14 protein-coding genes are annotated in these 13070 nt (G+C 62.4%); 9 read left to right on the plus strand and 5 right to left on the minus strand.

Annotation, left to right across the window (positions count from 1 at the left end; genetic code table 11):
- The 5 genes from LN996_RS09945 to LN996_RS09965 form a co-directional block, all read left to right on the plus strand.
- On the plus strand, positions 1 to 1143 hold a 1143-nt coding region (locus LN996_RS09945), incomplete at its 5' end, for a mannitol-1-phosphate 5-dehydrogenase (protein WP_374202216.1).
- A gap of 322 nt (positions 1144 to 1465) precedes the next feature.
- On the plus strand, positions 1466 to 2416 hold the full coding sequence (locus LN996_RS09950; RefSeq protein ID WP_231340230.1) for a siderophore ABC transporter substrate-binding protein: 951 nt from the start codon (positions 1466 to 1468) through the stop codon (positions 2414 to 2416).
- 26 nt (positions 2417 to 2442) lie between these two features.
- Positions 2443 to 3450, plus strand: coding sequence for an ABC transporter permease (locus LN996_RS09955; RefSeq protein ID WP_231340231.1), 1008 nt, complete (start codon positions 2443 to 2445; stop codon positions 3448 to 3450).
- Entirely contained in the window at positions 3443 to 4459 is a 1017-nt protein-coding gene (locus LN996_RS09960; RefSeq protein WP_231340232.1) for an iron chelate uptake ABC transporter family permease subunit, read from the plus strand. The genes LN996_RS09955 and LN996_RS09960 overlap by 8 nt, the downstream gene beginning before the upstream one ends.
- Before the next feature lie 13 nt (positions 4460 to 4472).
- Entirely contained in the window at positions 4473 to 5231 is a 759-nt protein-coding gene (locus LN996_RS09965) for an ABC transporter ATP-binding protein (RefSeq protein WP_231340233.1), read from the plus strand.
- Between the two features lie 78 nt (positions 5232 to 5309).
- Here LN996_RS09965 and cycA read toward each other — a convergent pair whose 3' ends face one another.
- The 5 genes from cycA to LN996_RS09990 all read right to left on the minus strand — a co-directional run bounded on the left by cycA (position 5310) and on the right by LN996_RS09990 (position 9193).
- Positions 5310 to 6770, minus strand: a complete 1461-nt coding sequence (gene cycA / locus LN996_RS09970; protein WP_231340234.1) for a D-serine/D-alanine/glycine transporter — start codon at positions 6768 to 6770, stop codon at positions 5310 to 5312.
- A gap of 174 nt (positions 6771 to 6944) precedes the next feature.
- Complete coding sequence (locus LN996_RS09975) at positions 6945 to 7706, minus strand: ABC transporter permease (RefSeq protein WP_159706508.1); 762 nt, start codon at positions 7704 to 7706, stop codon at positions 6945 to 6947.
- Positions 7703 to 8500: an ABC transporter ATP-binding protein gene (locus LN996_RS09980; protein WP_231340235.1), complete on the minus strand. Its 798-nt coding sequence runs from the start codon at positions 8498 to 8500 to the stop codon at positions 7703 to 7705. The genes LN996_RS09975 and LN996_RS09980 overlap by 4 nt, the downstream gene beginning before the upstream one ends.
- Positions 8497 to 8862, minus strand: a complete 366-nt coding sequence (locus LN996_RS09985; RefSeq protein ID WP_231340236.1) for a DUF1048 domain-containing protein — start codon at positions 8860 to 8862, stop codon at positions 8497 to 8499. The genes LN996_RS09980 and LN996_RS09985 overlap by 4 nt, the downstream gene beginning before the upstream one ends.
- Position 8863: 1 nt before the next feature.
- Positions 8864 to 9193: a PadR family transcriptional regulator gene (locus LN996_RS09990; RefSeq protein ID WP_141283837.1), complete on the minus strand. Its 330-nt coding sequence runs from the start codon at positions 9191 to 9193 to the stop codon at positions 8864 to 8866.
- 103 nt (positions 9194 to 9296) lie between these two features.
- Here LN996_RS09990 and LN996_RS09995 point away from each other — a divergent pair, with 103 nt between their 5' ends.
- From LN996_RS09995 to LN996_RS10010, 4 genes are all read left to right on the plus strand, one after another.
- Positions 9297 to 9803 carry a GNAT family N-acetyltransferase gene (locus tag LN996_RS09995; protein ID WP_231340237.1) on the plus strand — a complete coding sequence of 169 codons (507 nt, stop codon included), beginning with the start codon at positions 9297 to 9299 and terminating at the stop codon, positions 9801 to 9803.
- A gap of 185 nt (positions 9804 to 9988) precedes the next feature.
- A complete protein-coding gene (locus LN996_RS10000) occupies positions 9989 to 11302 on the plus strand; it encodes an HNH endonuclease signature motif containing protein (RefSeq protein ID WP_231340287.1) in 1314 nt (437 codons plus the stop codon).
- A gap of 27 nt (positions 11303 to 11329) precedes the next feature.
- A complete protein-coding gene (locus tag LN996_RS10005; RefSeq protein WP_231340238.1) occupies positions 11330 to 11770 on the plus strand; it encodes a MarR family winged helix-turn-helix transcriptional regulator in 441 nt (146 codons plus the stop codon).
- A gap of 47 nt (positions 11771 to 11817) precedes the next feature.
- Positions 11818 to 13056: an MFS transporter gene (locus LN996_RS10010; RefSeq protein WP_231340239.1), complete on the plus strand. Its 1239-nt coding sequence runs from the start codon at positions 11818 to 11820 to the stop codon at positions 13054 to 13056.
- Positions 13057 to 13070 lie beyond the last annotated feature (14 nt).

The raw sequence follows: 13070 nt of genomic DNA on the forward strand, positions 1-13070 counted from the left end.
CCCGTCATTTTGGGCGCTCCCCCCTGGGGGGGGGGGGGGGTGGGGGTGCTCCCCCACCACCCCGGCTATGAGGTGGTGTTCGCGGATGTTGCGGACGCGCTGATCACCCAGCTCGCCTCGGCCAGCAGCTACGACGTCCACGAGGTAGGCGAGAACCCGGCGGTCAAGACAGTCACCGGTTTCCGTGCCTTCAACTCGGGTTCGCAGGAAGCTGCTGTTGTTGAGGAAATCTCGACGGCGGACGTGGTCACCACTGCCGTGGGGCCGCACATCCTGAAGTTCGTGGCGCCCGTGATTGCCCGCGGGCTGGCTGCCCGACCGGTGGATCTGCCACCTCTTCAGGTCATGGCATGCGAGAACGCCATCAACGCCACGGACCTCCTTCACACGGAGATCCGTGCGGCGTGGGACGATTCGGCAGGCGACCTGGACGCCGTCGCTGTTTTTGCCAACACCGCAGTGGACCGCATTGTCCCCAACCAGGCGCCGGGCCAGGGCCTGGACGTCACGGTGGAGACCTTCTATGAGTGGGTTATCGATCGCACGCCTTTTGGCGACAATGCGCCGAGCATTCCCGGGGCTACCTTCGTGGATGAGCTGGGCCCGTACATCGAGCGCAAGCTGTTCACGGTGAACACGGGCCATGCTTCGGCGGCATACTTCGGTTACCAGGCCGGTCTTGAGAAGATCTCCGACGCCATGGCCGATCCGTCCGTGGCTGCGAAGGTCCGGGCTGTGCTGGAGGAAACGAAGGAACTTCTGGTGGCCAAGCACGGGTTCGTGGAGGCGGAACAGGAAGCGTATGTGCAGAAGATCCTGTCCCGCTTCACCAACCCGCACCTGCCGGACACCGTGAACCGCGTGGGCCGCGCGCCCTTGCGGAAGCTCGGCCGGCACGAGCGGTTCGTTGGCCCCGCGGCTGAGCTCGCCGAGCGTGGCGTCACTCCGGTAGCGCTGCTCGAGGCCATGTCTGCAGCCCTTCGTTTCGACGACGGTGCCGATGACGAAGCCGTGGAGCTCGCAAGGATGCTGTCGGAGATGGACGCGGCTGCCGCCGTCGAACGCATCACGGAACTGACGCCTGCGCACCCACTGTTCCCGGCGTTGCAAAAGCTCGTGGAGGACCGCAAGGCCGAGGCCTGACCCTCTCTCACCTTCTGCCCCCTTCAGGCTGACCTTCTCTCACGGAACGGCTCGATCAGGCGGACGGTCTCTCACTGTCTCCAAACAGGCCCGACGTCGCCACTCACCCGGGCGCCGACGTCGGGCCTTTTCGCGTCGAGTTGCAGCAGGGCGTGGACAGGGGTGGGGAGGGTTTTGGTCTCCGGCAGGAGAAAAACCAGTGAGTTTGCTCACTTTTGCCCATCGGAGGGCCTTTCGGTTTTGAAGTTAGCCTCACCTTACTAATAGAGTCAAAAACAATTAGGCAACACATCTATGACTTATTAGTGAGTGGAGTACTGGCGTGAAAAAGAGGCTGTCGAGCTACATTGGGGCACTGGCTGCAGGCGCTGCCTTGCTGACCGTCACGGCGTGTGGAGGCGGCGCGACGGCGTCCTCGCAGCCGGAAGAAGCCAGCACCATCACCATCGAGCACGCCCAGGGCTCCACCTCCAACGTTCCCGTCAATCCGGCCAAGGTTGTCACCTTCGATCTCGGCGTCCTGGACACCATGAACGCACTCGGCGTCGAGCCCACCGGTGTTCCCGAGGCCAGCTACCCGGAGGCCCTGAAGAAGTTTTCCGAGGCCAAGTACGCCAAGGTCGGCTCGCTCAAGGAACCGGACTTCGAAGCCGTCAGCTCCGCAGCGCCGGACCTCATCATCATCTCCGGCCGCACTGCCGGCGCCTACGAGGAACTGAGCAAGATTGCCCCCACCATCGACCTCTCGGTTGACGCCGCGAAGCCGATGGAAAGCTTCAAGGCCCAGACGGAGAAGCTCGGTAAGATCTTCAAGAAGGAAGACGAAGTCGCTTCCAAGCTCGCCGAGGTGGACAAGACCATCGCCGACACGAAGGCCAAGGCAGCTACCGCCGGCAAGGGCTTGATTGTCCTCACTTCCGGTGGCGAAGTCACCGCTTACGGGGCGGGTTCCCGCTTCGGCATCATCCACGACGTCCTGGGCGTTCCCACCGCTGCCGACGTCAAAGCCGAGGGTTCCCACGGCGAGGCCGTTTCCTTTGAATACATCAAGGAAACCAACCCGGACATCCTCTACGTCATCAACCGCGACACCGCGATCGGCACCGCAGGCTCCACAGCCAACCCGATCCTGGACAACGAGCTGGTGAAGTCCACCAACGCAGCCAAGAACAACAAGATCGTCAACCTGGATCCCGCCGGCTGGTACCTCGTGGGCTATGGCCTGAACAACGTCCAGGCCATGGTCACCGCAGTGGCCGATTCCGTCGCCTGATATCCCGCATTACCTGAAGTTCTGACGTGACAACTACAGCCGTGCGCCCCGCGGCACCAGCACGCCGCAACCGGACTGGCGAGACCGCCCGACTGGTTGCGGCGGCTGTCGTTGTGCTGGTGATCGCCGTGGGCAGCATCTTCGTGGGTGTCAGTGATGTTTCCCTGTCTGCTTTGATGGCGAACGACGCCGGTGCCTGGGAAATCTTCTGGGTGTCGCGGGTGCCGCGCACCGTTGCTGTGGTGCTGGCCGGGATGGCCGTCGCCGTTGCCGGGTTGATCATGCAGCTCATGGCTCGGAACCGGTTCGTGGAGCCCTCCACCGTGGGCACAGTTGAATCAGCGACGCTCGGAATCCTGGTAGTCACGGTTCTTGCCCCTGACTCACCGATCCTCACCAAAATGATCGTGGCTTCTGTGTTCGCCGTACTCGGCACCGCGCTCTTCCTGGCGATCCTCCGCCGGCTTCCTGCCCGCAACACCCTGCTGATTCCCCTGGTGGGCATCATGCTGGGCGGCATCATCGCAGCCGTCACCACGTTCTTTGCCTACCGCTTCGACCTCCTCCAAACACTGAGCAACTGGATGATCGGCGACTTCTCCGGCGTGCTGCGCGGACGGTACGAACTGCTGTGGATCGTGGCTGTGCTTGTCCTTGTGGGCCTCTTTGCCGCCGACCGCTTCACTGTGGCCGGCATGGGCCAGGACTTCACCACCAACCTCGGCCTCAATTACGCGCGCACCATGCGGCTCGGCCTGATGATCGTTTCGTTGATCTCCGCCGTTGTCGTCACGACGGTTGGCGCCGTTCCCTTCCTGGGGCTCGTGGTGCCGAATATCGTGTCCCTGCTGTTCGGAGACAACCTCCGCCGGGCCGTTCCGTGGACCGCCTTGTTCGGAGCCGCGTTCGTGCTGGTCTGCGACATCATCGGCCGGACCATCCGGTTCCCCTATGAAGTGCCCGTCGGCATGGTCATGTCCGTGCTGGGCGCCATCCTGTTCCTTTTCCTGCTGTTGAGGAAACGCAATGCCTGAAGCGCTCCTGACCGCACCCCGTCTGTCCGCCCGCACCCGCTGGCGTGAGGCCATCCGCAGCACCCCGCCGGGACTGGTGATCGGCATCCTGGCGATTGCCGCCGTCGTGCTCGTTGCCGTTTTCCTGACAATCGACCTCAAAGGCAACATCGCCTACATCCTGCCCCGCCGGGCCATCAAGGTGTCCGCGATGCTGCTGGTGGCTATCGCGGTGGGGGTTTCCACGCTGCTGTTCCAGACCGTGACGGCCAACCGGATCCTGACGCCGTCCATCATGGGGTTCGATTCGCTGTACATCCTGGTGCAGACCGCGCTGGCGTTCGTGGCGGGTGCCGCGACGTTGGCGACGGCTCCGTCAACGCTGAAATTTGGGCTCGAGATCCTCCTGATGGTGGGCTTCAGCGCCTTCCTGTACCGGTGGATGTTCACCGGCGCCACGCGATCCCTGCACCTGTTGCTGTTGGTGGGGATCGTCCTGGGGACACTGTTCCGTGGCTTTTCCTCGCTCTTGCAGCGGCTGATGGAACCCAGCGAATTCATCATCCTGCAGGACCTGTTCTTTGCCAGCTTCAACAATGTGGATCCCGGCCTGCTGGGTGTTTCCGCGGTGCTGATCGCTCTGGTGTGCGTTGGGGTGTGGCGGATGCGGCACACCCTGGATGTGCTGGCGCTGGGCCGGGAAGTGGCCATCAACGTAGGCGTCGACCACAAGCGCGTGGTGATGCGGGTGCTGCTCGCGTGCTCGCTGCTGGTGGCAATTTCCACCGCCTTGGTGGGGCCGGTGACGTTCTTCGGGCTCCTGGTGGTCAGCCTCGGCTACCAGCTCTGCCGCGGTTTCCGGCACGCCTGGCTGCTGCCGATCGTGGTGCTGATCGGTGCCATTGCGTTGGTGGGTGGCCAATTGCTGTTGGAGCGCGTCTTCGGTTTCGCCACGGCGCTGAGCGTCATCATCGAGTTCACTGGCGGCATCCTCTTCCTTTACCTCTTGCTGAAAGGCTCACTGAAATGACTGGGGTCTGCCCATGATTACCGTCCGGAACGTGACCAAGCGCTACGGCGGCACCACTGTGCTGGACGACGTGAGCTGCGAGATCCCTCGCGGCGGCATCACGTCCATCATCGGCCCCAACGGTGCGGGCAAGTCCACGCTGCTCTCGTTGATCAGTCGTCTCCAGCCCATGGACGCCGGGGGAGTGTCGGTGGCTGGCTTGGATGTCACAGCGACGCCCAGCAAGGAACTGGCCAGGACCATGGCCATCCTGCGGCAGGAAAACCACCTGACCATGCGGCTCACGGTCCGCGACCTCGTGGCTTTTGGCCGCTTCCCGCACAGCGGCGGCAGGCCCACGGTGGAGGACCTTGAACACGTGGACGAGGCCATCCGACAGCTGGACCTCACGTCCATGGCCGACAAATTCGTGGACGAGCTCTCCGGCGGTCAGCGTCAGCGCGCGTACATCGCGATGGTTCTGGCTCAGGACACCGAATACCTGCTGCTTGATGAACCGCTGAACAACCTGGACATGAAGCACTCCGTGGAGATGATGCGGTTGCTGCGCCGGCTGGCGGACGAGCTCGGGAAGACCATTGTCCTGGTGGTCCATGACATCAACTTTGCGTCCTGCTACTCGGATACCATCCTGGCCATGAAGGACGGCCGGCTCATCCATCAGGGCACGCCTTCGGAGATCATGCGCGCCGGGATGCTGCACGACGTCTACGACATCGACATCCGCATCGAGGAAATCGACGGCAACCGCATCGGCGTGTACTTCGCCTGACGCTTTCAGTTGTACAAAGAAAGCCCGACGTCGGCCCCCAAGCTGGGTTGCGACGTCGGGCTTCACTTGTTTTGGGCGTTAGCGCGCTGCCGCGGTTTCCGCCTCGGACATCGCCTTCCACTCGGCCACGCGGGCCTGGTGGAGGGGTGTCTTGCGGACCACGGCATAGGCGATGCCGAGGATCGCGAACCAGATGGGCGTCACCAGAAGGGCAGTGAGCGTGTCAGGCTGCGTGGTCAGCGCCCAGACCAGGAACGCGAAGAACGCGAAGACCACCCATACCATCGGGATGCCGCCGGGCATCTTGAATGGCGAGGCCGCGTGCTGCTCTGGCCGGCGCTTGCGGTACACGAGGTAGCTGGCCAGGATGATCGACCACACGAACATGAAGCAGACCGCGGACACGGTGGTCACCATATCGAACGCGACGCCAACGTCCTTGCCCGCGTAGAGAAGCGCGACGCCGGCCAGCAGCAGAACGCAGGACAGGAACAGTGCGTTCTGGGGTACTTTTCGGCTGGAGAGCCTGCCGAAAAGCTTGGGCGCGTCGCCGTCGTTGGCCAAGCCGTAGACCATGCGGGAGGTCGAGTAGATGCCGGAATTGGCCGAGGACATGGCTGAGGTGAGCACCACCAGATTGACCACGGTGGCTGCCATACCCAGGCCGGCCAGGGAGAACATGGCGATGAACGGGCTCTGGCCGGCTTTGAACTCGGTCCACGGGGTGACCGACATGAGGATGATGAGCGCGCCTACATAGAAGAGCATCACGCGCAGGGGGATGGCGTTGATGGCGCGGGGGAGGTTGTGCTCCGGGTTCTTGGTTTCGGCTGCGGCGGTGCCTACCAGCTCGATGCCGACGAAGGCGAAGACGGCGATCTGGAAGCCGGCCACGAATCCCATGAATTCCTTGGGGAAGAACCCGCCGTGGCTCCAGAGGTTGGTGAAGCTCGCGGTGCCTGCGTTGGACTGGAAGCCGGTGAAGATCATGACCAGGCCTACGACGATCAGCGCCACGATGGCCACGATCTTGATGAGTGCGAACCAGAATTCGGTCTCGCCGAAGGCCTTGACCGTGGGGAGGTTGAGGAGCAGCAAGATGATGATGGTGGCGAGGCCCGGGATCCAGAGTTGGATTCCCGGCCAGAGTTCGTTGGCGTAGCCCGCAATCGCGATGACGTCCGCAACACCGGTGACTACCCAGCAGAACCAGTAGGTCCAGCCGGTGAAGAACCCGGCCCAGGGACCGAGGAGGTCGCCCGCGAAGTCGCTGAAGGACTTGTAGTTCAGGTTGGACAGCAGCAACTGGCCCATGGCCCGCATGACGAAGAAGAGCATGAAGCCGATGATCATGTACACGAAGATCACCGAGGGACCGGCAACGGAGATGGTTTTGCCGGAGCCCATGAAGAGCCCCGTTCCGATGGCGCCGCCGATGGCCAGGAGCTGGATGTGGCGGTTGCTGAGCGAGCGTGACAGGTGGGGCTCGCTGTCCCTGCTGGAGGCGCGGAGCTGCCCCTGTGTTGTCTGGTCGGACATTAGTTCAAGAACCCTTCGAAGGACCCGCCACAATAGTGACGGCCGTTACAAATCTGTTCGATAAAGCTATAGCTAATGTCTGACAAATGGCGAATCCGTCTGAATGGCGAAAGCTCCCGCCCTGGTTGAGGGGGAGCTTAGGCCTTCTCTGACGCTGAGTTCAGGCTGCGGAAACTACGCGATCTGGCGTTTGTAAGCAGCAGTTGCGAAGGCGTAGGAGACGACCAGGATCCCCAAGCACCAAGCCAGGGCAACCCAGATGTCTCCGCCCACCGGACGCTGCGCGAACAGATCCTGGATGGTGTTCACGATGGAGGTGACCGGCTGGTTCTCGGCGAACCAGCGGACCGGGCCAGGCATGGTCTCCGTTGGGACGAAGGCCGAGCTGATGAACGGCAGGAAGATCAGCGGGTAGGAGAACCCGCCGGCGCCGTCCACGGACTTCGCGGAGAGTCCGGCGATAATGGCGATCCACGTAAGCGCCAAGGTGAAGAGTGCCAGGATTCCCGCGATGGCCAGCCAATCAAGCACGTTGGCCGACGTCCGGAACCCCATGAGGAGCGCCACCAGCACGATGATCACCAGTGATAGTCCGTTGGCCACCAAGGAGGTCAGGACATGCGCCCAGAGAACCGAGGAGCGTGCGATGGGCATGGACTGGAACCGCTCGAAGATGCCGCTCTGCATATCAGTGAACAAGCGGACCGCCGTGTAAGCGATACCGGAAGCGATCGCGATCAACATGATGCCCGGGAGCAAGTAGTTCACGTAGTTCTCGGTGTCGGTCCTGATGGCTCCGCCGAATACGTAGACGAAGAGCAACATCAGGGCGATCGGGGTGATCGCAGTGGTGATGATGGTGTCAACGCTACGGAAGATGTGCCGCATGGAGCGGCCCAGCAGCACGGACGTGTCTGCGAAGAAATGGGTGTTCATGACCTGTCCTTTACTGACTCGTTGTTATCGGTTGGGACGTTTCCGCCACTTCCCACCAGGGCCAGGAAGATGTCCTCCAGGCTCGGCTGCTTCTCGACGTATTCGATCTTGGCCGGCGGCAGCAGCTGCTTGAGCTCCGCGAGGGTGCCGTTGGCGATGATGCGGCCCTCGTGGAGGATGGCGATGCGGTCTGCGAGATGCTCAGCCTCATCGAGGTACTGCGTGGTGAGCAGTACCGTGGTCCCTTGGTGGGCGAGGTTCTTGACGATCTGCCACACTTCCAGGCGGGCCTCGGGGTCCAGACCGGTGGTCGGCTCGTCCAGGAAGATCACTTTCGGATTGCCGATCAGGCTCATGGCGATATCCAAGCGACGCCGCATGCCGCCGGAGTACGTCGCTACCTTGCGGGCCCCGGCGTCGGTGAGGCTGAACTGCGCCAGCAACTCATCCGCGATTTGCCCAGGGCCCTTCAAATGACGGAGCTTCGCCACCAGGATCAGGTTCTCCTTGCCGGACAGGACCTCGTCCACGGCGGCGAACTGACCCGTGAGGCTGATGGACTGCCTTACCTGGAGCGGCTCCGCAGCCACGTCAAAACCCTCGACGGCGGCCGAACCGCCATCCGCTTTGAGCAGCGTGGACAGGATCTTCACCATGGTGGTCTTGCCCGCTCCGTTGGAGCCGAGAAGGGCGAAAATGCTGCCTGACGCTACCTCGAAGTCCACCCCGCGCAGGACGTGGAGATCCTTATACGACTTCTCAATGCCCTCTACCCGGATTGCCGTTGCAGTCATGATTCAGCCTCCTTTGCCTTGTCGATTGCCTTGGTGAGGCGCTCGCGTTCCTTGTCGATCCAGCGCTTGCCGCCATATGCCTGGGCAAAGGCCTCGGCGAACTCGATGGGATCCTCGCCGACGATTTCGCTTACGGGCGTGCCATCGATTGCTGCGCGTTCCCAGAGGTCGGCAAGGTCCGTGAACATCTGCACCATGGTGTCTCCCTCGGTGACGCCGCCGTAATACATCAAGTACCTGTTGAAGGCGGTCGCTACGGTGAGGTACGGCTCGGGCAGGGCGTCCAGCCGTGCTTTGGCCTGCTTGTACTGCTTCTTCTGCTCGAGTGATCCGGTGACCAGCTCGATCCATTTTGCTGCCATGTTATTTTCCTTCCTTGCGGAGCTCTTCAATCCGTCCGGACAGGAAGCTCCATGTGTTCCAGAATTCGTTCAGTTCCTTTTCGCCCTGTGTGTTGAGCGTGTACACCTTGCGGGGCGGCCCTTTTTCGGATGGCCGCTTTTCAACGTCCACCAGCCCCTTTTGCTCGATCCTGACCAGCAGGGCATACACGGTGCCCTCAGCGATCTCGGTGAAGCCCTGCTCCCGGAGCAGCGTGGTGATCTCGTATCCATACGCTGCCTTTCCGGTCAGGAGGGCCAGGACAATGCCCTCCAATGTGCCTTTGAGCATCTCCGTCATTTGCTTGCCCATTGGACACCTCCCTCACTACTCAGTATTACTAGCTACCACTACATAGTAGAACTAAGTACCGGTACTTAGCAATACTGAGTTCCAGCCACAATGGCATGCTGGGATGGTGACTACGGAATCTGGTACCGCACCCGCCCTGATGACTGCCGCCGTCGAACCTGGCACGTTCAGCCTGAGGCGGGCCCGCAAGGGCGACCTGCCTCGGATCCTCGCTTTGCTGGCGGACGATCAGTTGGGTGCCACCCGCGAGAGCGTCGACGACCTGGCGCCCTACGAGCGGGCTTTTGACGCGATCGACGCCGATCCGGCCCACCTTCTGGTGGTCGGCGAACTCGCCGGGGATGTTGTTGCCACGTTCCAGCTCAGCTACCTTCCGGGGTTGTCCCGCAAGGGGTCCTGGCGGGCGCAGATCGAGGCCGTCAGGGTGTCGGACGTGCTGCGCGGCCAGGGTGTTGGGGCGCTGATGATCGAGTGGGCTATCGACCAGGCGCGCGAGCGGGGCTGCTCGCTGGTGCAACTGACGACCGACAAATCCCGTGTGGCAGCGCACCGTTTCTACTCACGGCTCGGCTTCGTCGCGAGTCATGAGGGAATGAAGCTGACGCTCTGAGCCGGGGCGCGGTGGTTCGGCTTACGTTTTCCACATAGGCAGATTCCGGCCTTACGGGGCCGTTGGCCCGCTGGAAGAGTTGGGCCATGGAGAAGATTCGGGAGCGGCAAGCGATTGATTCGGACTCACATGCCCTGCTGATGGCGCCCCAGCCTGACAGCTCCGCGCCCAGCGTCTCCGCTCTCATGGGGCTGCTGAGGGCCCTTTGCCTTGGGTCGACCTGTGGTGAGTTGATTGATCAGCTGCGCGGTTTAGAGGATCTGAAGTCGGCTATCTCAAGCGTCCAGGCCCGGGCGGCCGTAGCCTTCGACCTCACGCGTCGCAGCGAGCAAGCGTCGGCTGGCATTCCCACCTCTGAGCAAGGGCAGGGTTCGGGCGCGGAGATCGCGTTGGCGCGTCGTGGATCACCAAGTCGCGGCTCGCGTCTCCTCGGGCTGGCCAAAGCGTTAGTGACGGAGATGCCGCGCACCATGGCTGCCTTGGAATCTGGACAGCTCAATGAATGGCGCGCCACCTTGCTCGTGAAAGAGACGGCCTGCCTCTCCTTGGAGGATCGGCGCGCCGTGGACGAGGAACTCGCACCTGACGCCGGCACCTTCGATGGTGTCGGCGACAAAGCCATCATCGCCGCAGCGAAAGCCGCCGCCTATCGTCGCGATCCCCGTACCGTTGCCCAGCGCGCCAGTCACGCTGCCACGGAGCGGAACGTCAGCCTGCGCCCCGCGCCGGACGCCATGACATACCTGACCGCCCTGCTTCCTGTCGCCCAAGGGGTTGCCGTGTATGCCGCACTCACCCGGAAGGCGGACTCTGTACGTTCCGCTGGTGAATCACGGAACAGGGGCCAGGTTATGGCAGACACCCTCGTCGAACGCATTACCGGCAGGCGCGGCGGAATCAGTGGTGTCGACCTTGAGGTCATCATGACGGACCGCGCGCTGTTCCAAGGGGACAGTGAGCCGGCTCGTCTCAAGGGCTACGGAATCGTCCCGGCGGCATGGGCGAGAGCCTTGGTTGGCGCCGGAGGGGCTGCCTTTGACGAGCCTGGTGAAAGGAGGCCGTATGCGGCGGGCGGTAGTCCGTTGCCAACGAAGGATCCCGAGTTCACCGTGTGGCTTCGCCGCCTCTACACAGCACCGTCCACCGGGGAGCTCATCACCATGGACTCCAAGGCGCGACTCTTCCCGCCTAGATTGAGGCGTTTCATCGAAGTCCGGGACGATACTTGCCGTACGCCCTACTGCGACGCGCCCATTAGGCATATCGACCACATCGTCCCGTGGCAATCAGGTGGTACCACCACTGTGACCAACAGTGCAGGACTCTGCGAAGCCTGCAACCACACCAAGGAAAACCCTGGTTGGGCGGCCCAGTCGTTGCCCGAGGGTGTGCACACCCTTGAAATTCGCACACCAACCGGCCACACCTACACATCAAAAGCTCCGGCGCCACCGGGCCACAGACGCGGACCAACTGCACCGGCCAGGCTTGACTATTAGGTACCCTAACTATTAGGCTGCCTAAATATGAACACCTTTGATCCCCGGCTCCTTGACCTCGCGCAGGAGTTTCGCGAGTCACTGCGTCTCGGCGTGTACATGTTCCGACGTCTTGATCCTGAAGGTGACCTTACGGCCGCGCAGCTCAGCCTGCTGTCCATGATCTCCGACGACGGCTTTCGCGTGGGCGACATCGCCAAGAACCTGGGTATCAAAGTCCCGAGCGCTACTGAGCAAATCATCAAGCTTGAGCGAGCCGGCCTGGTTACCCGCCAGCAGGATCCCGACGATTCCCGGGCAGTCCAGGTGGTCATCACCGAAGCGGGGACGTCCGCCGTCGATTCTGCCAACCAGCGGCGCAACGCGATGGTGGCCGAACTCCTTCAGGACCTCACCAGCGACGAAATCGAGCAGCTCGCCGCGGCATTGCCCGTGATCGCCAAACTCAACAGCTCATTCCAGAACTAAGAAAATCCAGCACAACCAGAAAACCAGCACCGACAAGGAGCCATTGAATGTCACGCCAGTTGGCTGACGCTTCAGCAAGCGCCGAAACAACCATCGAAACCACTCTGGAGGCTGAGAAGGCCTCCTTCCTCAAGCAGCCGAAAGCGGTGTGGGCCACCGCCCTCGCGGCCGTTTTCGCGTTCATGGGCATCGGGCTGGTGGATCCCATCCTTCCGGCGATAGCCAAGAACCTTGAGGCATCAACCAGTGAAGTGTCGCTGCTGTTCACCAGCTACTTCCTGGTGACGGCCATCGCCATGTTGATCAGTGGCTTCGTGTCGTCAAGAATCGGTGGCAAGAAGACGCTGCTGATCGGCCTGGCCATCATCGTGGTGTTCGCATCGTTGTCCGGCCTTTCCGGCAGCGTTGAACAATTGGTCGGGTTCCGCGCCGGTTGGGGACTCGGCAATGCACTGTTCGTGGCCACGGCACTTGCGGTAATCGTAGGTGTGGCCAGTGGTGGAACCGGGACGGCCATCATTCTCTATGAAGCCGCCCTCGGTCTGGGTATCTCGCTCGGCCCACTGCTCGGTGCCCTGCTGGGAGGCTGGCAGTGGCGAGCACCGTTCTTCGGCACCGCTGTCCTGATGGCGGCAGCGTTCATCGCCCTGCTGGCACTGCTGCCAAAGACACCCGCTCCCGCCAGGAAATCCCGCCTCAGGGATCCGCTCCTGGCACTCGGGCACAAGGGACTCCGAACCACAGCAGCCAGTGCCCTCTTCTACAACTACGGATTCTTCACCATCCTCGCCTTCACCCCGTTCATCCTGGGCATGGACGCCTACGGGATCGGGGGAGTCTTCTTCGGCTGGGGCGTTGCTGTTGCCGTGTTCTCGGTCTTCGTCGCTCCCGTCCTGCAGAAGCGCTTCGGTGCAGTGAAGGTCCTGACCGGCACCCTGGCCGTCCTCATGCTCGACATGATTGGGCTGGGACTGGCCGCCGGGCACTCGGTGACCGCCGTCGTCGTCCTTGTCATCGTGGCCGGTGCCCTGCTGGGGATCAACAACACGGTCTACACCGAACTGGCCATGGGCGTGTCTGATTCTCCGCGTCCTGTCGCATCGGCCGGCTACAACTTTGTGCGCTGGATGGGCGGCGCGTTGGCACCATTCGCTGCAGCCCAGCTTGGCGAGCACTTCGGACCGCAGGTGCCGTTCTTCGCTGGCGCAGTGGCTATGGTGATTGCGATCCTCATTGCTTTTGGAGGCCGCAGCTACCTGAGGTCGCACGAGCCGCACCTGGTGTAAGGGTTGCGCCTTAA

Origin of the sequence: Arthrobacter sp. AK01 (assembly GCF_021109375.1) — a bacterium.
GTDB lineage: Bacteria > Actinomycetota > Actinomycetes > Actinomycetales > Micrococcaceae > Arthrobacter.

What these genes read in the sequence shown, in the direction of transcription:
- LN996_RS10010 (WP_231340239.1), top strand. Translation starts at nt 11,818, where the DNA reads ATGTCACGCCAGTTGGCTGACGCTTCAGCAAGCGCCGAAACAACCATC.
- LN996_RS10000 (WP_231340287.1), top strand. Translation starts at nt 9,989, where the DNA reads ATGGGGCTGCTGAGGGCCCTTTGCCTTGGGTCGACCTGTGGTGAGTTG.
- LN996_RS09990 (WP_141283837.1), bottom strand. Translation starts at nt 9,193, where the DNA reads ATGGGCAAGCAAATGACGGAGATGCTCAAAGGCACATTGGAGGGCATT.
- LN996_RS09960 (WP_231340232.1), top strand. Translation starts at nt 3,443, where the DNA reads ATGCCTGAAGCGCTCCTGACCGCACCCCGTCTGTCCGCCCGCACCCGC.
- LN996_RS09975 (WP_159706508.1), bottom strand. Translation starts at nt 7,706, where the DNA reads ATGAACACCCATTTCTTCGCAGACACGTCCGTGCTGCTGGGCCGCTCC.
- LN996_RS09980 (WP_231340235.1), bottom strand. Translation starts at nt 8,500, where the DNA reads ATGACTGCAACGGCAATCCGGGTAGAGGGCATTGAGAAGTCGTATAAG.
- LN996_RS09965 (WP_231340233.1), top strand. Translation starts at nt 4,473, where the DNA reads ATGATTACCGTCCGGAACGTGACCAAGCGCTACGGCGGCACCACTGTG.
- LN996_RS09985 (WP_231340236.1), bottom strand. Translation starts at nt 8,862, where the DNA reads ATGGCAGCAAAATGGATCGAGCTGGTCACCGGATCACTCGAGCAGAAG.
- LN996_RS09995 (WP_231340237.1), top strand. Translation starts at nt 9,297, where the DNA reads ATGGTGACTACGGAATCTGGTACCGCACCCGCCCTGATGACTGCCGCC.
- LN996_RS10005 (WP_231340238.1), top strand. Translation starts at nt 11,330, where the DNA reads ATGAACACCTTTGATCCCCGGCTCCTTGACCTCGCGCAGGAGTTTCGC.
- cycA (WP_231340234.1), bottom strand. Translation starts at nt 6,770, where the DNA reads ATGTCCGACCAGACAACACAGGGGCAGCTCCGCGCCTCCAGCAGGGAC.